General features: G+C 57.0%; 22 protein-coding genes and 1 pseudogene. 8 read left to right on the forward strand and 15 right to left on the reverse strand.

The genetic code is table 11. The features are described 5' to 3' along the window. Positions 1-14 precede the first annotated feature (14 nt). From AC2FLG_RS13035 to AC2FLG_RS13045, 3 genes are all read right to left on the reverse strand, one after another. Complete coding sequence (locus AC2FLG_RS13035) at positions 15-779, reverse strand: hypothetical protein (RefSeq protein WP_496706514.1); 765 nt, start codon at positions 777-779, stop codon at positions 15-17. A 64-nt stretch (positions 780-843) separates the two neighbouring features. Then, positions 844-1,197, reverse strand: a complete 354-nt coding sequence (locus AC2FLG_RS13040; RefSeq protein WP_142635000.1) for a hypothetical protein — start codon at positions 1,195-1,197, stop codon at positions 844-846. A 772-nt stretch (positions 1,198-1,969) separates the two neighbouring features. Continuing rightward, complete coding sequence (locus tag AC2FLG_RS13045) at positions 1,970-2,611, reverse strand: cysteine hydrolase family protein (protein WP_496706515.1); 642 nt, start codon at positions 2,609-2,611, stop codon at positions 1,970-1,972. Positions 2,612-2,756: 145 nt separating this feature from the next. Here AC2FLG_RS13045 and AC2FLG_RS13050 point away from each other — a divergent pair, with 145 nt between their 5' ends. From AC2FLG_RS13050 to AC2FLG_RS13085, 8 genes and pseudogenes are all read left to right on the forward strand, one after another. After that, positions 2,757-3,605, forward strand: a complete 849-nt coding sequence (locus tag AC2FLG_RS13050) for a MurR/RpiR family transcriptional regulator (RefSeq protein WP_496706517.1) — start codon at positions 2,757-2,759, stop codon at positions 3,603-3,605. Continuing rightward, entirely contained in the window at positions 3,602-4,906 is a 1,305-nt protein-coding gene (locus AC2FLG_RS13055; RefSeq protein ID WP_496706519.1) for a glutamine synthetase family protein, read from the forward strand. Before AC2FLG_RS13050 ends, AC2FLG_RS13055 begins: the two co-directional genes overlap by 4 nt. Then, positions 4,906-5,675: pseudogene (locus AC2FLG_RS13060) on the forward strand (Rossmann-fold NAD(P)-binding domain-containing protein). Before AC2FLG_RS13055 ends, AC2FLG_RS13060 begins: the two are co-directional and overlap by 1 nt. Further along, positions 5,672-6,442: an N-formylglutamate amidohydrolase gene (locus tag AC2FLG_RS13065; RefSeq protein ID WP_496706521.1), complete on the forward strand. Its 771-nt coding sequence runs from the start codon at positions 5,672-5,674 to the stop codon at positions 6,440-6,442. Before AC2FLG_RS13060 ends, AC2FLG_RS13065 begins: the two are co-directional and overlap by 4 nt. Beyond that, positions 6,439-8,319, forward strand: a complete 1,881-nt coding sequence (locus AC2FLG_RS13070; RefSeq protein ID WP_496706523.1) for a branched-chain amino acid ABC transporter ATP-binding protein/permease — start codon at positions 6,439-6,441, stop codon at positions 8,317-8,319. Before AC2FLG_RS13065 ends, AC2FLG_RS13070 begins: the two co-directional genes overlap by 4 nt. Further along, positions 8,316-9,467, forward strand: a complete 1,152-nt coding sequence (locus tag AC2FLG_RS13075; protein WP_496706525.1) for an ABC transporter substrate-binding protein — start codon at positions 8,316-8,318, stop codon at positions 9,465-9,467. The genes AC2FLG_RS13070 and AC2FLG_RS13075 overlap by 4 nt, the downstream gene beginning before the upstream one ends. A gap of 12 nt (positions 9,468-9,479) precedes the next feature. Next, entirely contained in the window at positions 9,480-10,193 is a 714-nt protein-coding gene (locus AC2FLG_RS13080) for an ABC transporter ATP-binding protein (RefSeq protein WP_281972774.1), read from the forward strand. A 3-nt stretch (positions 10,194-10,196) separates the two neighbouring features. Then, the gene (locus AC2FLG_RS13085; RefSeq protein ID WP_496706527.1) at positions 10,197-11,084 is read left to right on the forward strand and encodes a branched-chain amino acid ABC transporter permease; all 888 of its coding nucleotides are present in this window, start codon (positions 10,197-10,199) and stop codon (positions 11,082-11,084) included. A 524-nt stretch (positions 11,085-11,608) separates the two neighbouring features. On the opposite strand, the gene AC2FLG_RS13090 is transcribed toward AC2FLG_RS13085, so the two are convergent. The 12 genes from AC2FLG_RS13090 to AC2FLG_RS13145 form a co-directional block, all read right to left on the reverse strand. Further along, on the reverse strand, positions 11,609-13,294 hold the full coding sequence (locus AC2FLG_RS13090) for a chloride channel protein (protein WP_496706529.1): 1,686 nt from the start codon (positions 13,292-13,294) through the stop codon (positions 11,609-11,611). An 81-nt stretch (positions 13,295-13,375) separates the two neighbouring features. Then, a complete protein-coding gene (recN, locus tag AC2FLG_RS13095) occupies positions 13,376-15,025 on the reverse strand; it encodes a DNA repair protein RecN (protein WP_496706531.1) in 1,650 nt (549 codons plus the stop codon). Positions 15,026-15,060: 35 nt separating this feature from the next. Continuing rightward, positions 15,061-15,903, reverse strand: a complete 843-nt coding sequence (locus AC2FLG_RS13100) for an outer membrane protein assembly factor BamD (RefSeq protein WP_142635022.1) — start codon at positions 15,901-15,903, stop codon at positions 15,061-15,063. 126 nt (positions 15,904-16,029) lie between these two features. Beyond that, a complete protein-coding gene (lpxC, locus tag AC2FLG_RS13105) occupies positions 16,030-16,950 on the reverse strand; it encodes a UDP-3-O-acyl-N-acetylglucosamine deacetylase (RefSeq protein ID WP_496706533.1) in 921 nt (306 codons plus the stop codon). A 212-nt stretch (positions 16,951-17,162) separates the two neighbouring features. Next, complete coding sequence (gene ftsZ / locus AC2FLG_RS13110) at positions 17,163-18,770, reverse strand: cell division protein FtsZ (RefSeq protein WP_271950278.1); 1,608 nt, start codon at positions 18,768-18,770, stop codon at positions 17,163-17,165. Positions 18,771-19,118: 348 nt separating this feature from the next. Next, positions 19,119-19,532, reverse strand: a complete 414-nt coding sequence (locus AC2FLG_RS13115) for a hypothetical protein (protein WP_271950279.1) — start codon at positions 19,530-19,532, stop codon at positions 19,119-19,121. After that, positions 19,519-20,853, reverse strand: coding sequence for a cell division protein FtsA (gene ftsA / locus AC2FLG_RS13120; protein WP_496696066.1), 1,335 nt, complete (start codon positions 20,851-20,853; stop codon positions 19,519-19,521). Before ftsA ends, AC2FLG_RS13115 begins: the two co-directional genes overlap by 14 nt. A gap of 8 nt (positions 20,854-20,861) precedes the next feature. Continuing rightward, positions 20,862-21,857, reverse strand: coding sequence for a cell division protein FtsQ/DivIB (locus AC2FLG_RS13125; RefSeq protein WP_142635027.1), 996 nt, complete (start codon positions 21,855-21,857; stop codon positions 20,862-20,864). Then, on the reverse strand, positions 21,845-22,723 hold the full coding sequence (locus AC2FLG_RS13130; protein ID WP_496706535.1) for a D-alanine--D-alanine ligase: 879 nt from the start codon (positions 22,721-22,723) through the stop codon (positions 21,845-21,847). Before AC2FLG_RS13130 ends, AC2FLG_RS13125 begins: the two co-directional genes overlap by 13 nt. A 146-nt stretch (positions 22,724-22,869) precedes the next feature. Continuing rightward, the gene (gene murB, locus AC2FLG_RS13135; protein WP_496690897.1) at positions 22,870-23,796 is read right to left on the reverse strand and encodes a UDP-N-acetylmuramate dehydrogenase; all 927 of its coding nucleotides are present in this window, start codon (positions 23,794-23,796) and stop codon (positions 22,870-22,872) included. 45 nt (positions 23,797-23,841) lie between these two features. After that, complete coding sequence (locus tag AC2FLG_RS13140; RefSeq protein ID WP_142635031.1) at positions 23,842-24,096, reverse strand: DUF2484 family protein; 255 nt, start codon at positions 24,094-24,096, stop codon at positions 23,842-23,844. Further along, on the reverse strand, positions 24,093-24,341 hold the full coding sequence (locus AC2FLG_RS13145) for a DUF2484 family protein (protein ID WP_496694818.1): 249 nt from the start codon (positions 24,339-24,341) through the stop codon (positions 24,093-24,095). Before AC2FLG_RS13145 ends, AC2FLG_RS13140 begins: the two co-directional genes overlap by 4 nt. Between the last annotated feature and the right edge of the window lie 74 nt (positions 24,342-24,415).

Here is a 24,415-nt window from a genome sequence, read left to right on the forward strand (position 1 = left end):
GTCGCGCCGCGCGCTCAGTTATCGAGAACGCACAGGCCTTTAGATGACTTGAAATTCCTGTTGCAGTTCCAACGGTTTCCGGACCTGTCAAGATGGGCATTCGCAGGAAGCACTATTGTTTCGCAATTCACACCTGAGGTCGCGTATCCCCGCTCGCACTTCCATCCCGTGCCGTACGTTGCATCGTCCAAGTAGGCATGTTCAGGGATCACGACGGCCGCGCACGTGCCATCCTGTACAAAATATCCACGTTCACATGTCCAAGGTTGGCCGTATCCTGATGAATTCAAATACGCGTTGGCCGGGACCACAATGGCGACGCAACGGTCGTCCAATGCTTCGAACCCACGTTTGCATTCCCACGCGGGTCCATAGGTCGTATCAGCCAGATAAGCGTTTGCGGGTACGACAATTTCTTGGCACGTGTCGTCGATTTTGAGAAAACCGCGCGAGCAATGCCAACGTTCACCTGATGAATCAAGGAATCCGCCATCGGGTACAATCACCGCAACACAGGTCGCTTCATCGTTCTCGCGAAAACCATGAAGACATTCCCAACCTAAACCATAGGTACGGTTGGTCGGATAGGCATTTGCTGGCACTATGACAGCCGCGCAGACGTCGCCACTCAACCTATACCCGGCGTTACATTTCCAACCGTCGCCGTAGCTCGTTGCAGTGGCATATTCTGGCACCGATTGCGATGTAGATTGAGCGAATGCAGGCATCGAAAATAAAAGCAAAGCACAGAGTGTAAACCCAATCAGCGCCGCACTCATCTGAATGCCTAGTAACAGATTTGCGCGCCAAGTCGTCCGAAAGAGTTGCGGCATTGCCTTTGCCTTATGATCCATCCAGCTCAAGCCCCGCGATACAGGCATCTGCGAGGTCGCGGCTTGGCGAATCTGACCCCGGCAGTGTTGCCCAACCTGTATCCATCATGGCCTTGCGGCGGTTGAAGCCAGAGGCCTCTTGCAGTGTTTCGATTATTTCTTCGCGCTTGGGATCAGCGGTTGACCTGTTCAGGCAGACCGGCACCATCGCGAGCGTTACTTCTTCGCTTGCATGGTCTTTCGCCAACTCTTGAGCGCTGCCGCTGGTTGTCCATCCGCCCCAGGTAAAGCCAAGGATTGAGACCGCAACCGCACCACACAAAGCACCGTAGATGCCTGGTTTCGTCCATTCTGGAAATGTCATTTTCGATCCTCTGGCGGAGAAAGCGCCGCCTCGCTGTTTTATGTCTTTCTGCGCAATCTTGATCTTGCGCCCGGGCCAATCCCAGGACGCGATGGTCGATAGGCGCAGTTCTTGCCTATCGGAAGCTCATTTGATCAACGGTTGCGTTGTGGTTTATTGGCAAGCCATCGGTGCGTCTGATCACCACAAACGGATCAACTAACGTCACAAGCGATGTGGTCGTGCGCGAAAACATCGGCAACTTTCCCAAACATCATATCCAAGTAGAGGACGTGACAGCTGAATTTTCATGATGGAAGAACTTAGTTCGCTCTAGCAGGCGATACGCCTGGGCTGCAGAAAACCAGAACTTTAGTGTTTTCTATATAACCACTTGGAGACGCAATTACAACGCTCGTGGCCCTACCGCTGTTCCCAAGGCCCCGATACCGATCAAAAAAATGGTTTCAACCTGGCATTTGCTTTGTGTATCGGCAAATCCGTGACCACTTATGTAGCCTTTTTACTATGTCACTCTGAAACTGGCATTCGCTGCATCAAGGAAAACATGCGGTGAGGGCAGATAATGCTTGGACGTTTTACCGAAAAGTGTGGGTTTGTCTCTGATCTCACATGCTGTTTTGAGTGTGCCTCGCCAAACATTTCTGAGCGATTTTTTGGATGATGACAGGTTGGACTGACGCGCAGGGAAAAATCGGAATTTGGCGAGAAAACGGGCGTGGGTAACGCCTGAGACGCGCCGCCAAACGGATCGGCTGGGCGCCTCACCGACCTAGCCACGACCGATTTCGTCAAGCAATTCGGCTGTCGTCACCTGACGGCAGTAGCCTTTGATCGTTTGCAGGGAATTGTCGTGACGCTCTTGCGTGTAGGTCATGCAGGCATCCGTCACTTGGGTGACCAGATAGCCCAGATCACAAGCATCGCGAATTGCGCTTTCGACGCATTGATCAGTCACGATCCCTGCCAGCACCAATTGCTTTATGCCGAGATTGCGCAGCACGTAATCTATGTGGGTCGAGACAAAGACTGAGGACGAAGATTTTGGAAACACGATCTCATCATCGGCTGGTGCCAGTTCGTCGATCACCTTGCCGTCCCAGGATCCTTTGGGCACGTTGAAGCCCGTGATTTTGTAATCCAGAGATCTGTCGCGCCCGTCTTTGGTCAGACTTTCAATCGTTGTGTAAAGAACCTCGACTCCCGCCGCGCGAAATCCCTTTTGCAAGGCTTGCATATTAGGTACGATACGGGATTTCAGCTGCTCAAAAAACCAGCCAAACTTTGCGTCAAACTCGGCATTTGTCAGCCCTTCGAATTCGGCACCATCCCTGTGGGCTGCAAAGTTCTGCACGTCAATAAACAGCAATCCCGATTGGTCATGTTCTAGTGGAAGATCGCGGGTCAATTCCATGTCTGTCTCTGCTTTCAAATGTTTGCCCAAGAGGTCTAATTTTATGAATGAGGGCGATCATGACGTCCATACTAAAAGAAAATAAAATTCCAAAGTCAATTCAATTTAGATTGACAGAAAATATTTTTCCACCACCATATAGCGCATGTTGATCAGAGACCGCATCGAAAACGCAGCCGATATGCTAACCAGCGGAGAGCGCAAACTTGCTGCAGCTATCCTGTCGGATTACCCATTTGCTGGCCTTTCCTCGATCCAAGAGCTGGCAAAACACGCCGAGGTGTCACCGCCTTCAATCTCACGGTTTGTTACCAAGATTGGACTTGATGGATATCAGGATTTCCAACGTGATCTTATCGCGGAATTGAAAGAAGGGCACCGCTCGCCTGTTCAACTCCACCAGGCGGAACGGCCCGTTCATGGGGGATATCTGAAGGACTTTATTTCCAAATCGGCCAGCCAGATGGCCATGGCGGCTGATGCGATCACCGAAGATCAGTTTAACCAGATCTGCACCCTTCTGACCGACCCGAAACGCAGCGTTTACGTGCTGGGTGGCCGGATCAGCGATACGATCGCCAAGCATCTTTCGTTCCACCTGCGTCAGATCCGCAAGGATGTGTTTCATCTGCCTGATACGCCTGAAGGCTGGCCAGAATATCTGTTGCGGATGCGGCCCGGGGATATCCTTTATGCTGTTGATTTTCGCCGCTACCAATCGGCGCTGGAGCAGCTGTCGCTTGTTGCCTCACGCGATCGGAATGCCCGTGTGATCCTGATGACGGACAAATGGATTTCACCGATTGCCAAACACGCCCATGAGGTCATGCCGGTGCCAATTGATAGCGGCACCTTGTGGGATACTTACTCGGCGGCACTCTCGGTGACCGAGGCCATCGTGACGCGGATTGCCGAGGACAACTGGGAACAGACCCGAGACCGCATCAAGGCCTGGGATGCTTTGCGCTTTACTCAAGAGGAAAATGAAAAATGACCCTGCCGCTAATTTTTGCTGCCATATCCGATGTTGCCGGAAAGGTGCGCGGCAAAGCCTTTCCCGCTGATCAGTTGGAAAAACGGCTGGTGCGGGGGGTCGGCTGGACCCCTACCAATGTGCAGATCACCTGTTTCGACATAATCGCTGACAGCCCGTTCGGCGCACTAGGTGATTTGCTTTTGATTCCCGATGCAAACGCAGAGGCCCGGGCGACATTTGGAGATGTGACCGAGCATTTCCTGATGGGCGATGTCGTCACGCTTGACGGGGATCCTTGGGCCTTTTGTACGCGCGCTATCCTCAAATCCGCGCTGAAGCGCCTGCATGATGTGGCGGGCGTTCATCTGATCTCGGCGTTCGAGCACGAGTTTCAACTGAAAAGCCCACCGGCGGTGGAAAACCAGGGATACGGACGCGAAGGGTTCGAGATTCAGCGGAAGCTTTGCGAAGTGCTGATGGCGACACTCGCCGAAAACGGGCTCGAGCCAGACAGTATCATGAAGGAATTCGGCCCCAATCAATACGAGGTCGTTATCGGCCCTGCCAAAGGTGTGCGCTCGGCAGATGCGGCAGTAATCCTGCGCGAGCTTACTCGCTCGGCAGCGCGTCACCTGGGTGAGGCTGCAACCTTTACGCCAATCCGCGATGTGGCGAGCGTCGGCAATGGCGTTCATATCCACATGAGCTTTGTCGACGATGCCGGCGAGCCGGTCACATTTGATGCAAGCGGCCCCTGCGGGATGTCCAGACTTACTGATGGGTTCGCTGCTGGCGTGCTAAAATACCTGCCTAACATTTTAGCGCTGACGGCACCGTCTGTCGTGTCATACGAACGCCTTACTCCGCACCGGTGGTCGGCTGCGTATAACAATCTCGGGTTCCGAGACCGCGAGGCCTCGTTAAGGGTCTGCCCTGTGACGGCAAAGGACCCCGCTTCAATCGCCAGACAATTCAACATTGAATACCGCGCGGCGGATGCAGCGGCGTCGCCTTACCTGGCTTTGGCCGCTGTTGTACATGCTGGTGTTCAGGGGATCGAAGATGGGCTGAAAGCGCCTGCGCCGACCGAGGAAGACCTGTCACTTCTGTCAGCGGACGATCTCACGGCGCGTGGATTTGTGCGCCTGCCCGAAACGCTTGAGGCCGCCCTTGAGGCGTTTCAGGCGGATACGACAGTCACCGGTTGGTTTGGTCCAGATTTCGCGAGCGTCTACGCCGCCCATAAGGCTGCAGAAATCGACGCGGTAAAAGGCATGGACACAGCACAGAAATGCGCCGCGTATGAAGGAACATACTGATGAGCGCGCCCTCTGACAGAGCATTGGTTCCATTTGTCAGCGTCGAAAACATGCGGGCCCTGGTCCATAAGCATGGCCTACGGGACTGCCTTGCAGAATTGGCCAATATGATCGAAGCCGATTTCAAACGCTGGCCGGTATTTGACAAGACACCGCGCGTGGCGTCCCATTCTAAGGTCGGTGTTATTGAACTGATGCCAACCTCTGATGGTGTGGATCACACCTTCAAGTCCATGAACGGGCACCGATCGAACACCAAGGTCGGCCTGCAAACCCTAACCGCCGTTGGTGTGCTGGACTCTGTTGATACCGGCTATCCACAGCCCTTTTCTGAAATGACCCTTCTGACGGCGCTTCGCACGGTGGCAACATCGGCGATGGTGACGCGTATATTGGCCCCAAAATCAGCTAAAACCGCTGCGAGTATCGGCTACAGGATATTCTGATGCGCAATGACATTTCTGTAGAGTACCCAAAACAGACGCGCATCAAGGGCGATATCCAGCAACTCGACCCGGATCACGCGGTCAACGAACTGTGGCAGGTTCTAACCGGTTCTAAAAAGGGACGAACCTCCGAAGATCAGATCACGGTTTTTGATGGTGTTGGCTTTGTGGTCGAGGATTTCTCGGCCACGCGCTGGCTGCACCAAAAAGCGACTGACGACGCCCCAAGCGAAATGCTGGATCTGATTGCCGACCCGCACGATCCCAAGGATCTGCTCGGTATGATAAGACGATACACACACCGTGCGGTCCAAGCTGCATGAATTTGTGTACTCATACCTTATTGGGGCCGAACGATCCTGCGCCGATTGACGTCGTTAATGCGGATAGCACGTCGGAGATCGTGCTGCTGTGTGAGCATGCAGGCAATGCGGTCCCCGAGATGCTTGGAGATTTGGGCGTCCACCGCGACTTCATTGAAAGCCACCGCGGCTGGGACATTGGTGCTCAGAATGTAGCGCGCCAGTTGGCTGAACAGTTGAACGCGCCTCTCGTCGTCCAAAATTACTCACGGCTGGTATTTGACTGTAACCGTCCCCCTGACAGCCCCTTGGCGGTCCCTGCGATCAGCGACCAGGTTGAGGTGCCGGGGAACAGCGCGATCACCGAATTGAGCCGGGCCATGCGTGTCGATGAAATCTTCCGACCTATGGATGCAGAGTTGAATCGGCTCTTTGCCAACCGTCCGCGTCGTGCCGCGTTTTCGATCCATTCCTTTACACCGCATCTCGATGGCAAGGACCGGCCTTGGCAGGCAGGCTTTTTAAGCCGCGGTACAGGCGGTGCTGCCAAAGCATTGATGGCACATATCGCGCAGCGCCGCCCTGACATGACCTTTGCGTTGAACAAGCCCTATCAGATCGAAACTGAGGGCGATTGGTTTATTCCAGCGCATGCAGAACCCCGTGAGCTTGTGCATTGCCTGATTGAAATTCGAAACGATCAAATCCGCGAACAATCGCAAGTCGGGCTGTGGGCGGATCTGCTGGCAGACGCAATCCTTACAGCAGTAGGGGACATTCCCTCATGAGCATCGCCCCCCTTCATACACATCCCGGACGCTTGCGGGCGTCCAACTTGCTCCGGACGGCGGCGGCGGTTGCTGTGCTGCTGGCTGTGGTGCTTGGGCTGACGTTGATTTTTGGACGCACTGGCGAGCGGATTGCTGTACAGATGTGTGTCAATGTGGTCGCCGTAGTGGCCCTTGCGATTTATTGCGGCAACACGGGCATTGTGTCTTTCGGGCATGGCGCGTTTTTGGCGCTAGGCGCTTATCTGTCAGGCATTCTCACCATGCCTGCTGCTCTTCAACGTTCTGCCCTACCGGATCTACCGTCATTTCTGGCAGGCCATGAAGTAACGATCTGGGTGTCGCTGCCGGTGGTCGCCCTTGCGGGACTTGCCTTTGCAGCTTTAACCGGAAGCGCCATCGCTCGGCTTGTGGGTGCGTCTGCCACGATTGCCACGCTTGGCCTGCTGATCATCGCCCATGGCGTGGCCATCGCCGCACGCGAAATCACACGCGGTAGCCAGACGTTTTACGGTGTGCCAAGGGTGACAGATCTGGTTCTGGCCCTCGGCGCGGCCACGGTCGCAATCCTGCTGGCCCGTTGGTATCGCGAAAGCCGTTTGGGCCTGTTTTCCCGCGCGGCCCGTGACGATGAGGATGCCGCAACAGCACTTGGCATCAATGCCCGACGCACAAGATTCATCGCTTGGTGTGCCTCTGGTACCATGGCGACAGTCGCAGGTGCACTTTACGGGCATATGCTAGGGGCATTTTCACCCGCATCCTTCTACCTTGGGCTCGTCTTTGCGCAGGTGGTCATGATGATTGTCGGCGGAATGTCATCGGTTGGCGGCGCAGTGGTCGGGGTGATCGCGGTGACGCTGCTGCAGGACACTGTGCGCCAGTTCGAAGGCGGCTCAACTGTGCTTGGCGTCACCTTGCCCGAGGTCTTTGGCCTGACGACGATTGTCCTGGGGCTTGCCATCCTGCTGGTGATCTGGGCGCGACCTCAGGGTCTGGTCGGAGGCTTTGAACTTGGCCCTGGCGCCGATGCAAATCTGCTCGGGCGCCTGAAGTCCCGAGTAACTCCTGCGCGCACGCCCGAGCCCGTCGTCCCAGCCACGCTGAAAGCATCAAACCTGTCAAAAAGTTTCGCAGGCGTCAAAGCCGTAAGAGACGTCAGTTTCGAAGCTCCGACTGGGCGCATCACTGGCCTGATTGGCCCCAACGGTGCTGGCAAGTCCACGCTTGTTAACTTGCTGACACGCGCCTATCAGGCGGACACCGGTTCTGCGCATATGGGCGAGGTTGACCTGACCCGTGTCGCGCATCACAAAGTGCCAGGCTTTGGTGTCTCGCGTAGCTTCCAGAACTTGCGCCTGTTCAGCGGTCTGACAGCCTATGAAAATGTTCTTGTTGCCGCTTTGACCGCAGGTCACGACCGCAAGACTGCCGCGGCTATCACCCTGCGTGAACTGGATGCCTTTGATCTTGGGGAAGTCGCCGGGTATCGCGCCGACAGCCTGCCATATGGTGCCCGCAAGCGCCTGGAAATCGCCCGCGCTTTGGCACAAGACCCTAAGATTCTTTTACTGGATGAACCGGCCGCTGGCATGAATCCCGGCGAAACAGATGATCTGGCTGATCGGCTGATTAAGGTCGGCAAAACACGCGGCATCGGTGTCCTTCTGATCGATCATGACCTGAGGTTCGTGAACCGCCTGTCGGACTGGATCGTGGTGATGCACCAAGGTGGCGTCATCGCGCAAGGCACGCCTGATGACGTGCGCGCAAATCCCAAAGTCATCGAGGCTTACATCGGCAAAGGGCGCACAGCCCAAAAAGCAGAAATTAGCGAAACCAACCGAAGTCAACCAAAAGAGGTAGCAATAAAATGATACGTAATGCCCTTCTTCTTTCAACAGCAGTTATCACCGGCCTGACTGGAACAGCGATGGCTGAGAGTTATAAAATCGGCGTAATGTCCGCGCAATCGGGCTATCTGGCCCCCTATGATGGACCCGCCTATGCCGGATTCCAGTTCTGCATTGACGAAATGAACGCCAAGGGGGGCTTGAACGGCACAACACCGGTTGAGCTGATCGTGCGCGACACCCGGTCTGACATCGCCGAAGGCGTTAAAGTCGTACAGGAAATGATCGATGACGGCGCGCAGTTCATCGTGGCGTCAGCCGATGCCGATCCGACAATCGCCGCGGCCCAGATCACAGCGGCAGACAGCATCCCAACAATGACCTTTGCCGGAACAGCCCCGGTTCTGACGCAAGTCGGTGAACATGTCTTTGGCAGTTACCCTGCGGACAACCAACAGGCTGCCGTACTGGCAGGCCACGCACGCGAGCAAGGGTTCGAACGTGTCTGGCTCGTGAAATCCCCAGACAGTGCCTACACATTGGGTGGGCCCGAGTACTTTGGCGAGGCCTTCACATCGCTTGGTGGTGCCGTTGTCGGAGAAAGCAACTATTCGCTGAACCAGCCGGACTTTTCTGCCATCGTGACGACCATCAAGAATGCGGATACCACCCCGGACGTGATCGTCACATGGGCGTGGGAGCCTGATTTCCCGGCCTTTATCCGTGCGCTGCGGGGTGCCGGGGTTGATACCCAGGTGATGGGAGGTGACGTACTCGATTCACCAACCGTACGCGGCCTTGGTGATGTCGTCACAGGCGTAGCGCATACATCTGGTGGCTTTCCAGACGAAGGCTCTGCCTATGCCGATTTCATCGCGCGGTTCTCTGCTGCAAAGGGGATCACGCCTGACAACAATTACTACGTCAATGGCTGCGATATTGCGCATATGATCGAGGATGCTGTTGCAGCGGCTGGCACGACAGACCCTGCTGCCGTGACTGCCGCAATGGCCGGCATTGAGAATGGTGAGGGTATCATGTCCAACTTCACTTTCGCGGGGACCGACCGGATGCCTCTGCGTGATGTTGTGGTCGCACGGATTACCGATGCAGGCGAAAAAGAGTTTGTCCTGCGCACCTCAGCTGATCCCGCGATCCTGCCACAGCCGTAAGGTCTGAACCCAATGGAAACAGCACTCGATATCCAAGGCTTGCACGTCCGCTATGGCCCAATCCGCGCGGTTCAGGGCATTGACCTGATCGTCCCCAAAGGCGGCATAACGGCGCTTTTAGGGGCCAATGGCGCAGGCAAGACAACGACGGTCATGGCCATCGCAGGTGCTTTGCCCGTGGTATCGGGCGCTGTTTCCCTTTTTGGCAAGGATATGACAGGGGCCACACCCGACGCCATTGTGCGGGCGGGTGTGGCCATCTCACCGGAAGGACGCCGCGTGTTTGCGCAGCTGACGGTCGAAGAAAATCTTGTGCTGGCCGGATCAATTCTGGGCGACGAGACGCTCAGCGCCAAACGTTTGGCCGAGATGAAAGAGCGCTTCCCGATCCTGGGCGAACGCCGCCGTCAGATGGCGGGGCTTTTGTCGGGGGGCGAACAACAGATGCTGGCGGTGGGACGTGCCTTGATGAGCGGACCGCGCTTGCTGTTGCTGGACGAACCGTCGCTTGGCCTTGCGCCGCAGGTTGTGGATCAGATTTTCGACATCGTAGAAGAATTGAAAGCCGACGGTATTTCAGTGCTTCTGGTCGAGCAAAACGCGGCTCTTGCCCTGGACATTGCCGATCATGCTGTCGTGCTGGCGAATGGCGCTGTTGCCGCTGCCGGTGCACCATCGGAACTAGCAAATGACGCGGTCTTGCAATCCGCATATCTGGCGGCTTGAGCGATGGAAGTTCTTCTTCAACAAATGATCAACGCGCTTAGCCTTGGGGGAATTTATGCGATGCTGGCCCTGGGGCTGGCGATTGTGTTCTCTATTGTGCGATTGATCAATTTCGCGCATGGCGAAATCATGACGTTCGGGGGCTATGGCATCTTTCTGGCCATGAGCTTTGGCCTGCCGCCGATCGCCGCTCTTGTTGTCGGGCTTGGCGCTTCTGTGTTCATGGCCATGGCAATGGAGCGTACAGCGTTTCGCGCCATGCGCGGCGCGGATGTCGTTGCACTTTTGATCACATCCTTCGCGGTATCCGAAATCCTCAAAGTTCTGTTCCAGAACGGAATTTCAGCCAGACCCGTCCCGATCTCTTTTCCAGCGTCATGGTCTGGCACCTATCATTTCGGCCAGACGACATTTGGCATTATCCCGACCGTATCAATCATCGTAACATTTTCAGCCCTTGCAGGCCTGACATTCGTGTTGCGGCGCACAACGATTGGCATGGCCATGCGCGCCGCTGCCGAAGATATCGAGATGCTCAAACTGCTGGGTATCAAGGCCAACCGGGTCGTTGCTGTGGCTTTTGCCCTGTCAGGGCTACTTGCGGGTATTGCCGCTGTCATCTGGACGGCACAACGCGGGTCAGTGGATCCACTGATGGGATTTTTCCCCGTTCTCAAGGCCTTCATAGCGACCGTACTTGGGGGTTTGGGCAGCTTGGGCGGTGCTGTCCTTGGTGGGTTCATCGTCGGCGGGCTGGAGGTTCTGCTACAGGCTTTCCTGCCAGACAGTCTGGCCCCATACCGGGATGCAATGGTTCTGGCCTCAGTCATCTTGTTGTTGCTGTTACGCCCGGATGGCCTCCTTCCAGCGGCGAATGCCAACAGATCGTAAGGAGCGGTGTTGGCGCATAGTTCATCACTCGCTCGGATTGTTGCCCTCAGAGCGCGATGACAGACAAAGAGTGTGCAAATCGGATTCTGCGGAAATTGAATCTAACTTCCAAAATCAGACATTGGCGCAGCTGCAGCGGAATTGGGCTGTGCCACACTGCCCTTCTTTGACCAGATACCGACAAAAGTCCGCAATAGATCAGAATTTCTCGATGTTACGGCCAATATTGCATGACCCGCTGGCTCGAAAATATCCTGGGAAGCTGTCGACGGCTCAAAGTTGCGCGTCGTTCCACAAATTCCAGAGCGTCAGTGAGGTAAAGTTAGTCCTTCACCAGCGCTCCAAGGCCTAATGTTTTTCAGCTAGAAAGCTCAGTTCTGCACAGCTTGTCAGATCGAACACATGAGCCTCTGGATTTCGACTGGCCACGCCCGGCAAGTGCAGATCCAAAGATCGTATCGCGTCAATGCCTCGCCTGTTTCAACGAACAAGATTGACAAGGACCAATGTTGCAGGGGCCCCTGTTATGAATGTTCTTCTGCAGCCGTGGCTGCCAACGCGCGGTTATAGGCCTTTAGCGCATCAATATGGTAGAGCGTACCGACTGGGGTCTCAGCTCCGTCATCACCGCTCACAACCACCGGTATGCAGAGGATTTCGTCTCGGTCGAAGAACGGCATCGCCGCCTCAAGTGTGGCGCTTGCTTGAACAAAAAGACCCTGATCAATCAAAACCTGTGCTTCTTCCCGGGTGATTGAACGTGCATCGCCAAGCGGTCGCATCACTGCGCCTGCGCGCAACATTGCCAGAAGATAGGCCTGTGGCCCCGCGGCCAGATGCACATTGCGCCGTTCCAGTTGGGTCAGGAAGAAGGATCGATCCACGAGGCGCGAAGCCAGCGCCGTGGACATTGAAACCGACACCATCACCGCCAGACCGATCTGCCAATCTCCGGTCAGTTCAAAGACAATCATCGTGGTCGAAATCGGGGCACCAAGCACGGCAGCGGCCACCGCGCCCATCCCGGCAAATGCGTAGAGGGTATGGGTACCCGATACATCGGGCAGCAAACCCGTTGCAATCAACCCGAATGCCAACCCGGTTAACGCACCTATCATCAGCGAGGGTGAAAACACACCGCCACCCATACGTCCCCCCATCGTGATCGCAACAGCCACAGTTTTGATGATTGCGAACAGAATGGCAGTTGTCAGAGCCAGATCTCCGGCCAGAGCCCGGATCGTGGTTTCGTATCCAACGCCGATGATGTGGGGAAACCAGATCGCGATCAGCCCCAACATTGCGCCTGATACAGCAGGACGCAGCCATCCGGGCAAGGTAAGCCGGCTTTGAATGTGATTGCCAATATCTTCTGCAAAAAAGATCGACCGCATCAGAAGCAAGGCCACCAACCCGCAGATCAACCCAAGGATCAGAAACGCGGGCAGCTCGACATAGAATTGCAGTGATCCGGGCGTATCCAGAGTGAATTCGGTCACGTCGCCGTATTCCAGCCGGTTAATCACCGTCCCGGCGACCGAAGCGATAACGATGGGCGCAAAAGCATGCACCGCGAAATGGCGCAACACCACCTCAAGTGCGAACAAAGCACCGGCAATGGGTGAGTTGAAACTGGCCGAAACTGCCGCCGCCACCGCACATCCCAGCAAATCACGCCCGGTAATTCCGTCGGCATGGATACGATTACTGACCCAGGTCGAGATCACGCCTGCCATATGCACAACCGGCCCTTCTCGACCCGTGGACCCACCTGTGCTGAGCGTAATCAGCGAGGAGAAAAAAGACGCGATACCCGCCTTGCCTTCGACCCGACCATCGGTGAGGGCAGCGCCTTCGATTACGTCGGCAACTGAACGCACGCGCCCGTCATCGGTATACCGGTGCAGGATGATGCCAACGATAAGACCGCCGATGATCGGTGTGATCAGGATCAGGAACCAGGGTAGCTTTTCCACATGGCTGTGTAGTAACGAGATATCCCCGGTGTCGTAAACATAGGCCTGCAATGCCTGAATTGCCTTACGAAATCCCAATGCCATAAAGCCTGCGGCAATCCCGATCGCCAGCGCGATGAACCAGAACTGGATTTGGCTGGGCCCACGCCTGCGCATCACCCGCCACGCGTCCTTTATCGCGGCCAGAGCCTGATTGAGCTGGTTGCGCAGAACGGTGCGGGTTGACTGGGTCATTTGCCCTCGGGGGATCAGGATACACCCCTTACTAAGCCACGGAGGGCACGGATAAAAGCCGGATCGCGCGTCTGTGAGGGCCTATGCGTCCAGAAGAGCACGGGCAGCGGCGCGCGCTTCGTCCGTGATCGTGTCTCCGGCGACCATCCTGGCGATCTCGTCCACCCGGTCGGCCTGGGCCAAGGGCACCACGGTCGACAGAGTTTGCCCATCGGTCACATGTTTCTGAACACGCCAGTGATAGGCGGCACGTGCGGCGACCTGCGGGGAATGCGTCACGACCAATACCTGCCCGCCCTGTGCCAGCGATGCCAGACGCCTGCCGACGGCGTCCGCGGTCGCGCCGCCAACACCCCTGTCGATCTCATCAAAGATCATCGTGCGCACGCTGTCATCGCCGGTCAGACAGACCTTGAGCGCCAGCAAGAAGCGGCTCAGTTCACCGCCCGAGGCGATTTTGTTTAACGGTCCAGACGGTGCACCGGGGTTGGTGGCAACGGTGAACGCCACAGCATCCGCACCTTCGGGGCCGGGATCGGACGGGGTGATCTCGGTCTGGAACACAGCGCGTTCCATTTTCAGCGGTGCAAGCTCGGCCATCACTGCGGTGTCGAGTTTCGACGCTGCCCGCTGACGCAAGGTGCTGAGCGCCTTGGCAGCTTTGTTGTAGGCGGCCTGTGCGGTTTCAACCGCAACGCGCCTGTCGGCCAGATCAGCGTCACCAGCATCCAAACGGTTCAGCCGCTCACGCAAGGTGTCCGCGAACCCGCCCAAGTCGTCCGGGGCAACGTCATGCTTTCGGGCCAACGCACGAATGGCGAAAAGCCGTTCCTCGACTGCTTCCAGTTCAACCGGATTGAAGTCCAGCGCCTGAAGACTGGCATTAACGCCATCTTGCGCCTCGCCCAATTCGACCAGTGCACGCCCCAGTGCGGCAACAGGCTCTTCCAACTGCCCGCCCGCATTATCGGACACGCCTTCCAACCAGCGCAGAGCATCAGACATCGCGCCCTCGGCCCCATCGCTGCCAAGCAAGTCATAGGCACGGGCGACGTCATCGCGAATCCGCTCTGCCCCCTGCATCATGCGGCGCCTTGCATCCAGTTCGGCATCCTCGCCGGGCTGCGGATCAAGCTTATCAAGCTCAGTGACCGCATGGCGCAGAAATTCTTCCTCTGCCCGCATGGCAGCCAAGGCAGATTCGACCTCAGACAAAAGCTTGCGCGCACGCGACATCTCGGACCATGCAGAGCGCACAGTGGCCAGTTGCCCCCTTGCCTCGGCAAAATCATCCAGCATCGCGCGGTGGCCACGTGGGTTCAGCAGGCCGCGATCATCGTGCTGGCCATGCAGTTCCACCAGGGTTTCCGACAAGGCCCGCAGCACCTCGCCCGAGCAACGCCGGTCATTGACCCATGCGGTTTTCCGGCCCTCGGCTGTGTTCACGCGGCGCAAGATCAGCTCTTCGCCTCCGGGCAATCCGGCTTCGGCCAAAATCGCATGTGCGGGGTGGTTTTCGTGCAGCTCGAACTCGGCCACAACTTCGCCCTGAGCGGCCCCCTGACGCACCAGCTCTGCCCGCCCGCGCCAGCCCAGAACGAACCCAAGCGAATCCAGTAGGATCGACTTGCCCGCGCCGGTCTCGCCGGTCAACGCGTTCAATCCCGACTGGAACGTCAGTTCCAACCGGTCGATGATCAGCATATCGCGGATATCAAGGGCGCGCAGCATCGGGTCTCAGCGTCCCACGCCTTTAGCCATGGCGATTACAACCACTGACCTTTGACGGTCTGGCGATAAATCGTGCTGAGCCAGTTGTTGCCGCGGCTTTTGAGTTTCAGCCCGCGAGAGGTCAGCAGCTTATAGCCAGCGTCATACCATTCCGAGGATTGGTAGTTGTAACCCAGAATTGCACCGGCCGATTGCGCCTCATCCACCAGACCCAACGAGAGATAGGCCTCGATCAGGCGATAGAGCGCTTCAGCGGTATGCGAAGTTGTCTGAAAATCCTCTACCACAACGCGGAACCGGTTGATCGCGGCAGTATAGTGATCCTGACGCAGATAATAACGTCCGATCTCCATTTCTTTGCCAGCCAGATGGTCAAAGGCCAGATCGAATTTCAACACGGCGGAGGTTGCATATTCGCTGTCCGGATAGACTTCGATCACCGTGCGCAATGACTGAAGCGCCTGGAACGTCAGGCCCTGATCGCGGCCCACCTCGTCAATCTGGTCATAATAGCTGAGTGCCAACAGATATTGGGCATAGGCCGCATCTTCGTCGGTTGGATAGAAATCTATATAGCGCTGTGCCGCTGCACGGCTTTCTTCGTAATTCTCATCTGCATGGTACGAAAACGCCTGCATGATCAGCGCGCGCTTTGCCCAGTCAGAGTAAGGGTAAAGACGTTCAACCTCAGAGAAGTACCACGCCGCATCGTCGGAACGATTCTCCGACAGCTCAAATTCCCCACGCGTGAAAATCTGTTCGGGGGTGAACCCTTCTAGGTTCTGATTGCGGTCAGCGCCCCCGCTGTTGCACGCTGTCAAAACTGCTGTCAGAAGTACCGCCCCTGCGAATCTGACCGCCGCTTTGGTGCCTATCATTCCGCCAATCCTTGTCGTCTTGCTTAATGGGAATACCCCGGTTTGGGCCTTGGTCTAGCACATAAAATTCCAGTGCAAAACGCCTTAGTAGGCCCTTTGGCGGATTTGTCAGCAGAGTGGAACCAATCAGGCGACTTCGGGGATTTCGTCCCAGACCAGACCCTGCCCGGGCAGACGCGCGGCCTGTTCGGGGGTACACAGGATCGGACGCACAGCACCGGGCGTTTCAAACAGCTTGCGCAGCAGCGTGTTTGTCATCGCATGACCAGACTTGTCGCCGGTGAAATGACCCAGAATCGGTCCACCCGCCAAATACAAGTCACCCAGAGCATCTAGCATCTTGTGACGCACTGCCTCGTCTGCGTGGCGAAGGCCACCCGGGGTCAGAACTTCGTCGCCCTGAACGACCACAGCATTTTCAAGCGTGCCGCCAAGAGCCAAGCCGTTCTCGCGCATCGCTTCGACGTCGGTACGACGGCAAAATGTCCGGCAATCACTAAGCTCGCGTGCAAAAGAGCCATTGCACATATCCAGCGTCTTAGTCTGACGACCAATGGCGCTGTCTTCAAAATCGATATGAAAATCGATAATCAAACCGTCCGCAGGCGCAATCGAAGCACTGGCACCCTCACGGGTTGCGGTCACAGGTTTAAGAACCTCATAGGCCAGGACCGGGCTTGCCTGACGACGCACGCCTTTCAACATGATGCCACGAACGAATTCAATCGAAGACCCGTCCATGATCGGCACTTCGGGGCCATCGATCTCGATCAGCGCATTGTGGACACCGCATCCAGCCAAGGCTGCCATGATATGCTCGACGGTGGAAACCGTAACGCCCGCTTCATTGACCAGTCGGGTACAAAGCGGGGTACGATCGACCACATCGTAGATTGCAGGGATCAACGCATTGCCCAGCTCGATATCCGTCCGTTTGAACCAGATGCCGTGGCCAGCAGCAGCCGGCTTCAGGATCATCGTCGCAGGCTTACCGCTGTGCAGCCCGAGGCCTGTAAACGTGATCGAAGATTTGAGCGTATGTTGCAAGTGTGACCTCGGTGAGTGGCGTCCGACCTGTGATGGCGGTGTTGGCATTCAACTAAGGAAGCAGGTCAAAAGGCTCAACTCACTCTTTGCAACCGAATGAAACATGAATGTGACAGGTCGGCAAAACCCTGCTCACATAGGGATAATGCACTGTTTTAAAATAATAAAGGGCCGCCAAATGACAGCCCCTCTTTAGTATATTGTTACCGCGATCAGTTGGCTTGACGGCGAAGGAAGGCCGGTATTTCGATCCGATCCTGCTCCGGGTCGTCCTCGACATGTGCAGGTGCCGTAGCGTCAGATTGGCGCAATACCGGCTGCTGGCGGGCCGGTTGCTGCGCCGGAGTATCGGCTGCGTGGCCGGTCATGCGATCAATCAGGCGGTTAAAACCAAATCGCGGGCGGTCGGCATCCCCATGATTATCGGAGACCTCCTGCGGTCGAGGCGCAGGATGACCTCTTTCAGCCGGAGGTACATTCTGGACGGCTGCCTGCAAGCGCCTCAGCGCTTCAGGTGACGGCGATCCTGCGGGTGCTTGCGGCTGAGGTGCGACAAAGCTTTCTGGGGCGTATTCGACCGGCTCGGGAGTCGGCTCGAATTCGGCCACGCGCGGCTGATAGGCCGGGGGTGGCAGGCCGTCATCATCCTGTTCTGCGCGCGGTTGGAACTGCGGTTCCATCGGCTCTTCAGTTGTTTCAAACAGCGAAGGTTCACGCGTTGGTTCGGGCTGAGGTTCAGGTTCGGCGCTTGCCGCCACTGACATTTCTTCCAGGGCCGCTTCCTCTGCAGAAACCGAACGGGTCAGCGGTGCCGACATCGAACGACGCGCGACAGGCACATCATCCTGCTTTTCGCTGGCGTCGATACCTGTTGCCACAACCGAAACGCGCATGCCGCCTTCCATTGCGGTATCCAGCGTGGAGCCGACGATGATATTCGCCTCTGGGTCCACTTCCTCACGGATACGGTTTGCGGCTTCGTCCAGTTCGAACAGGGTCAGGTCGTGGCTGCCAGTGATGTTGATCAGAACGCCCTTAGCGCCCTTGAGGCTGATTTCGTCCAACAGCGGGTTGGCGATGGCCTTCTCGGCGGCCTGAACCGCGCGATCTTCGCCGGTGGCTTCGCCCGTGCCCATCATCGCCTTGCCCATCTCGTCCATAACGGCGCGAACATCCGCGAAGTCGAGGTTGATCAGGCCCGGACGCACCATCAGGTCGGTCACGCCTTTGACACCCTGATACAGAACGTCATCCGCCATCGAAAACGCCTCGGTAAACGTGGTCTTTTCGTTGGCCAGACGGAACAAGTTCTGGTTTGGAATGATGATCAGCGTGTCGACTACGCGCTGCAAGGCTTCAACACCGTCTTCGGCCTGACGCATCCGCTTGGCGCCTTCGAACTGGAAAGGCTTGGTCACAACACCGACGGTCAAAACACCCAATTCACGCGCTGCCTGCGCGATGATCGGTGCGGCACCCGTGCCGGTGCCACCACCCATACCGGCCGTGATGAAGCACATATGCGCGCCTGCCAGATGGTCTACAATCTGCTCGATGCTTTCTTCGGCCGCTGCCGCACCCACTGTCGGACGCGCGCCCGCACCCAGACCTTCGGTGACTTTCACGCCCAGTTGAACTCGTGACGAAGACTGGCTTTGCTGCAGCGCCTGGGCATCGGTGTTGGCAACGACAAAATCGACACCGTCCAACTGTTTTTCAATCATGTTGTTGACGGCGTTACCGCCCGCTCCGCCAACGCCAAAAACTGTAATCCGAGGCTTCAGCTCGTCGTGCCCGGGCATCGAAAGATTCAATGTCATGCTTCTGTCCGCCTGTTTATATAACCCGCCAACGCGGTGTTTTTCTTACCTATCCACTAACAATCCTACCGATCCAAACGGCAAACGTCACGCCAAAAATCGCGAAAATCCACAAAATATGGAGGAAATAAGGCACCTGAAAACAGTATTTGGCAGATATTGCCAGATGTTGCGGAATTATCTCAATGCACCACAAAACATGCGACGCTCGCGCCACTGTTGACGGGCGCGTCACTTGCAATTCATTCACATTCTGTCTGCGGAAAACTGCTCAAGCCCTCTCGCAAGGCCTCTGACGGGCCCTGTGGATATCTTGCGGGATTTTGACAGCCCCTGCAAGATATTTCTTTAGCTAATTGGGGCACTTGGGCAGTTAAGACCTTTCTCAGAAATGTCCCTGACCTCTTGAATTTCTGTCCTGGAGAAACCGACCATTCGCACCATCAACTGGTCTTCATACAAAAACGGCCACCAGCAAACTGGCAGACCATCCTCGTCATCGTCGTACAGAAAGCAAATCTGCCCATTAGGAGTTGTAATTTTCCCGTACACACAACCCTTGCCCTCCATACGCCAGACCGAGAGAGTCGGGCTCAGGAACTCTTCGGTGCCGACCAGCATTCCGCTGTCATAGACGTGAAACTTTACGGTCTTTCCTTGAACGGCCCCCAGGAAGGCTTCGGGTGTGATACGGGTCTGAGCCTCTATCGCTGACGGCACAGCCATGACCAGCGCCGCGATCGCGGCCTTACCAGTTGTCACGGAACCACCGCACAGCGCGCTTGAACGGGCGTGCGGAATAGGTGTCTACGGGGATTTCAAAATCCCACCATTCATCCTGTGGGTTGGCTGCAAACAGGCTTAGCCCCACAACCGAAGAGAACCCCGGCCCCGTGGCCGATTGCGGCAACCCATGGACCCGCAGCGGGCGACCAAGGCGAACACGTTGCCCCAGAATACGAGATGCCAACCCGTCGAGCCCCATAATCTGACTGCCGCCACCGGTCAGCACGATCTGCTGGCTGGGCATATGCTCAAACCCGGCAGCATCCAGCCGGACACGCACTTCTTCCAGAATTTCTTCGACACGCGGGCGCATGATGCCGATCAGCTCGGCCCGGCTGACCGTACGACGGTCATGTTCCCAATCACCGGTATCCCCTCCGATGTCGATCAGGTCACGATCATCCGCGCCGGTCGCGTGAACGCCGCCATTGAAGGTCTTGATCCGCTCGGCCACAGAGGCCGGAACGCCCAGCCCCATCGAGATGTCACTGGTCACGTGATCCCCACCCATGCGCACGCAATCGGCATAGATCATGTGTTTCTTCATGAAGATTGACACGCTGGTGGTGCCACCGCCCATGTCGATACAGGCCGCACCCAGTTCCTGTTCATCCTCAACCAGCGCCGAGATGCCCGAGACATAGGCCGAATTCGCGATACCGGCCAATTCCAGATCACAGCGTTTAATACAGCGCACGATGTTTTGGATCGAGACCGCGTCCACGGTCAGCATGTGCATATCGACGGCCAGCGATTGCCCCATCTGACCCCTTGGGTCAATCAGGCCCGATCGGTTATCCAGCGCAAAATTCACCGGCTGAGCATGTAGGACTTCGCGGCCCGCACCATAGTCGGGCACGTCACAGGCATTCAGAACCCGGCCGACTTCGGCCTCGGTGACAAGCTGGCCTTCCAGATCCACCTGGGCATCCAAACCATAGGACCGCGGGTTTGCCCCCGAGAAACAGGCGATCACATGGTCGACCCGGATATCTGCCATCTTCTGCGCGGCCTGAAGCGCGGTGCGAATGGCGCGCTCGGTCTCCTGCATCGCAGTGACTTCGCCAAACTGAACCCCACGCGATCGCGTCGTCGCAGCACCAATCACCCGGAACCCGGACTGCCCGGCCAGAGACCCGATGCCGCTGTCCTCGTGCAGGCGTCCGGCACCGTCGAACCGCAACACAAGGCAGGAGATCTTCGAACTCCCGACATCCAGAATGGCGACGACGCCGCGTTGCATTGCCTGCCTGCGCATCTGCCGCATCGCCCGTTGGGACTGATAAAGATCGGTCATCATTGTCGTTACTGCCCGCTACTCACATCTACTTTTGTATTCCACCAGTCTTCGCTGGCGGCTTTGGTCATTCGGATTGTTGGTCGCTGACCCAGGCGCATATCCACCACGGCCACATCGCGTTCCAGAAGATCCTGAACCTCGTTCACGGCCAACACGCGTTCCAATGCGCGCACTGGCCGTTCTGTCGGCAACATGATGCGCTGACCGCGATCCAGAACCAGATCCCAGCGACGTTCGCCAATTCGCACCAGACCGCGCACCCGATTGCCAAGACTGCTGGCTGTGGCCGTCAGTTGCAGCGCTTCCGGCACATAGGAATCCGCGCCCTCACCCGCGATCAGTGGCAGATTGGAGTGATCCTGCCGCGATGCTATGATTTCAACATGCGCGCCGGTTTCATCCAGCAATTCGACCCCTCGGCGGGTACGCCAGACAATGGCGGGCTGCCGTTCGACAACATCCACCTGCAGGATACCTCCTGGACGGATGCGCACAGAGGCTGATTTAACCGGATCCAATCCTGTGATCGTTTCGCGCATCTGTTCGACATCCAGGTCCCAGGAACTGATTGGGAAGTCCAGCGGCACCACTTCACGAATGTCTTCCGAAAGGTTGGTTCCCGCCCCATCAATCGCCATCAGGTTGACCATGAATTCTGGTCGCTGCTGGATCGAGATTTTCACATCATGGACATGAGCCACAATCGCTTCGCGCCGGTCCTGAGAGCTGAAATACCCGCCAAGCGCAGCACACACAGCGAAGACCGGCAGCCCGTATTTCAGGCCACGGCGAACACCAGGCGTCAACATCCAGCGCTGCAACCGATAGCTTAGGCGGGACGGCGCCGGATCAAACGCCGATGACTTACGCCCCCAAAGTCGCCGCAGGCGGAACTTGGGTTCTACATTGTTGCGGTCCCCCGAAGCGAAATCGGCATCCGGACCGGCAAGTGGCTTTGACCGATGGATAACCGGCGCACGGGTGGCTGTCAGCGGTCGCATGATGCGTCCTCCACCATCCATGCGCAAAACTGGCCGAAGGTTATCCCGCAGTGCGCGCCCTGTTCCGGAGCCAGTGACGTAGGCGTCATTCCTGGCTGGGTGTTGGTTTCCAGCAGGAACAAGCCCTCTGCGCCCTTGCTGTCATCCCACCGAAAATCTGTGCGGCTGACGCCTTTGCACCCCAACAGATCATGCGCCTGTTTGGCAAAGCCCATACACAGGTCAAAAATGTCCTGCGGGATTTCAGCAGGCAGCACATGCCACGACCCGCCCGGCTTGTACTTGGCATCGTAATCGTACCAGCCATCCGTCATGATTTCTGTCACGGTCAGGGCGCGGTCGCCCATGACTGTGACGGTCAACTCGCGGCCAGCCACATATTGTTCGACCATTACCAGTTCGGGCATGTCGTCTGCCAGTTTCGGTGGAGTGTTGGCGCCCTCATGCACCAGATAAATGCCGACGCTGGAACCCTCGTTGTTGGGCTTGACCACATAGGGCGGTTCCATCTTGTGACGCGCGGCAACTTCGGATTTGGCCTCGATCACACTTTCGGCGACTGGCAGACCCGCGATACGGAACGCCGCTTTGCTGCGCTGCTTGTCCATGGCCAACGCCGAAGCCAGCACACCCGAATGGGTATAGGGAATACGCAACCACTCCAGCAGACCCTGCACGCAGCCATCCTCGCCCCAGCGACCATGCAGAGCGTTGAAGACCACATCCGGCTTGATATCCAAAAGGCGCGCATAGAGGTCCGGACCCGCGTCCAGTTCGACCACTTCAAAGCCTTCTCCCCTTAGGGCGGCTGCGCATTCGCGCCCAGAGCTGAGAGACACCTCACGTTCCGCCGAGGGTCCACCCATCAATACCGCCACTTTGGGGTTTGTCCTGCTCGAACTACCCACGTCGTGCGCCTCAAATCCTGCGGACCTTATGTGGTGGTCCGTCCTGCTTTATGCCTTTGATCCGTCGCCCTATTTTGCCTGTTTTGGGTCTGACGGTCGGAGCTTTAATCTGTCAGCGGATCACCGACCCGCATGATTTCCCACTCTAGCGTGATGCCGCTTGTTTCGTAAACCTTTTTTCGCACATCTTCGCCCAACCCTTCGAGGTCGGCAGCGGTGGCAGAGCCGGTGTTGATCAGAAAATTGGGATGCTTGGGGCTCATCTGCGCTCCGCCCCGCATCACGCCCCGCATTCCCGCGTCGTCGATCACCTTCCAGGCCTTGAGGTCATGCACATCATCTGCGCGGCCCGTCGAGGAAAACCCGGCTGGATTGCGGAAGGTCGAGCCCGCGCTGCGATCTTTGGTCGGCTGGGTCTCATCCCGCTTTTTCAACTGCGAGTCCATGCGGGCATGCAGTTCATCAGGATCATCTAGGGGGCCTTCGAACGTGGCCGAGATCAGCACCGCACCCTCAGGCAGATCCGACTGACGATAGCGAAAATTCAGTTCTTCGGGCGTCAGATCGACGACCTGCCCTTGCCGCGTGATGATCGTCGCCTTGCACAGAACATCCGCCGTATAGCTGCCATAACATCCCGCATTCATCCGCACAGCGCCGCCGATCGACCCCGGAATGGTTCGCAAAAACGTCAGGTCCACGCCCGCATCAGCTGCCTTGCGCGCCACATGCCCATCCAGCGCCGCCGCGCCTGCGGTGACAATGTTGCCCTCAATCGAGATGCCATTAAATCCCCGGCCCAACCGGATCACTACGGCGCGCAGCCCTCCGTCCCGGACGATCAGGTTCGAACCGACGCCCATCGGGAAAACCGTGATATCGTCAGGTAAGTCGCGCAGAAACTGCTGCAGGTCTTCCTGGTCGGCGGGTTGAAAAAGGTAATCCGCCGGTCCTCCGACCCGCAACCAGGTCAGATCATTCAGCGGGCGGTTCTGGGTGAGCTTGCCACGTGGCGAGGGAACAGAAGTCATGGCCGCTAATTCGCGGATTTGAACCGCCAAAGCAAGCTGTATCCGCTATTGCGCGGCACCCAGGATCCGACGCAACCACCGGCCCAGATAAATCACGGGCCAACGCAGTACCGAGATCCCAGCAACCAGAACAATCAACCCGATCCATGGGCCGTTCTGCAGCGTGACATAGCCAACGATAGGAATACCCGCAGCAATCAAGAAATAGGCGCGGGTCCAGTGATTATCCTTGCTGGGGATCATCGCCAGCACATTCGCAACAACTCCCCACAGGGCGGCAAGGGCAATGGACCAATTCATTCGTCGTCCCCTCGGCCTGTCCAACGTTGCCAATAGTGGCGAATTGGGTTGCGGAACATGGATGCAAAAGCCGCAAAGCCCAGGACCGAAAAGAACCAGCCGAAATCGTAACCCAGCCAGACAATCAGCGCCGGCGCAACGATAACCAACACAATCCCCGGTGGAAATTGCAGGCGCATCGGTAGCATGGCCACGATAGTCGACGCTATGACCCACATCCCTGCAAATAATACCGAGTACGCCAAATCTTGCCTCCGAGACCGCTTTTTCTGCGGTTGCACGATCACTCTTTAGGGTTGCACCGCAAAAGAGTCCATTA

The sequence above is a fragment of the Ruegeria sp. CDSA193 genome (assembly GCF_059611885.1).

Bases quoted from the DNA above. Each gene is read 5' to 3' on its own strand.
- AC2FLG_RS13080 (WP_281972774.1), top strand. From the start codon at position 9,480: ATGGAAACAGCACTCGATATCCAAGGCTTGCACGTCCGCTATGGCCCA.
- AC2FLG_RS13045 (WP_496706515.1), bottom strand. From the start codon at position 2,611: ATGGAATTGACCCGCGATCTTCCACTAGAACATGACCAATCGGGATTG.
- AC2FLG_RS13140 (WP_142635031.1), bottom strand. From the start codon at position 24,096: ATGAATTGGTCCATTGCCCTTGCCGCCCTGTGGGGAGTTGTTGCGAAT.
- AC2FLG_RS13035 (WP_496706514.1), bottom strand. From the start codon at position 779: ATGAGTGCGGCGCTGATTGGGTTTACACTCTGTGCTTTGCTTTTATTT.
- murB (WP_496690897.1), bottom strand. From the start codon at position 23,796: ATGACTTCTGTTCCCTCGCCACGTGGCAAGCTCACCCAGAACCGCCCG.
- recN (WP_496706531.1), bottom strand. From the start codon at position 15,025: ATGCTGCGCGCCCTTGATATCCGCGATATGCTGATCATCGACCGGTTG.
- AC2FLG_RS13090 (WP_496706529.1), bottom strand. From the start codon at position 13,294: ATGACCCAGTCAACCCGCACCGTTCTGCGCAACCAGCTCAATCAGGCT.
- AC2FLG_RS13070 (WP_496706523.1), top strand. From the start codon at position 6,439: ATGAGCATCGCCCCCCTTCATACACATCCCGGACGCTTGCGGGCGTCC.
- AC2FLG_RS13055 (WP_496706519.1), top strand. From the start codon at position 3,602: ATGACCCTGCCGCTAATTTTTGCTGCCATATCCGATGTTGCCGGAAAG.
- ftsA (WP_496696066.1), bottom strand. From the start codon at position 20,853: ATGACCGATCTTTATCAGTCCCAACGGGCGATGCGGCAGATGCGCAGG.
- AC2FLG_RS13075 (WP_496706525.1), top strand. From the start codon at position 8,316: ATGATACGTAATGCCCTTCTTCTTTCAACAGCAGTTATCACCGGCCTG.
- AC2FLG_RS13130 (WP_496706535.1), bottom strand. From the start codon at position 22,723: ATGGGTGGACCCTCGGCGGAACGTGAGGTGTCTCTCAGCTCTGGGCGC.
- AC2FLG_RS13040 (WP_142635000.1), bottom strand. From the start codon at position 1,197: ATGACATTTCCAGAATGGACGAAACCAGGCATCTACGGTGCTTTGTGT.
- AC2FLG_RS13100 (WP_142635022.1), bottom strand. From the start codon at position 15,903: ATGATAGGCACCAAAGCGGCGGTCAGATTCGCAGGGGCGGTACTTCTG.
- ftsZ (WP_271950278.1), bottom strand. From the start codon at position 18,770: ATGACATTGAATCTTTCGATGCCCGGGCACGACGAGCTGAAGCCTCGG.
- AC2FLG_RS13125 (WP_142635027.1), bottom strand. From the start codon at position 21,857: ATGCGACCGCTGACAGCCACCCGTGCGCCGGTTATCCATCGGTCAAAG.
- AC2FLG_RS13085 (WP_496706527.1), top strand. From the start codon at position 10,197: ATGGAAGTTCTTCTTCAACAAATGATCAACGCGCTTAGCCTTGGGGGA.
- AC2FLG_RS13065 (WP_496706521.1), top strand. From the start codon at position 5,672: ATGAATTTGTGTACTCATACCTTATTGGGGCCGAACGATCCTGCGCCG.
- AC2FLG_RS13050 (WP_496706517.1), top strand. From the start codon at position 2,757: ATGTTGATCAGAGACCGCATCGAAAACGCAGCCGATATGCTAACCAGC.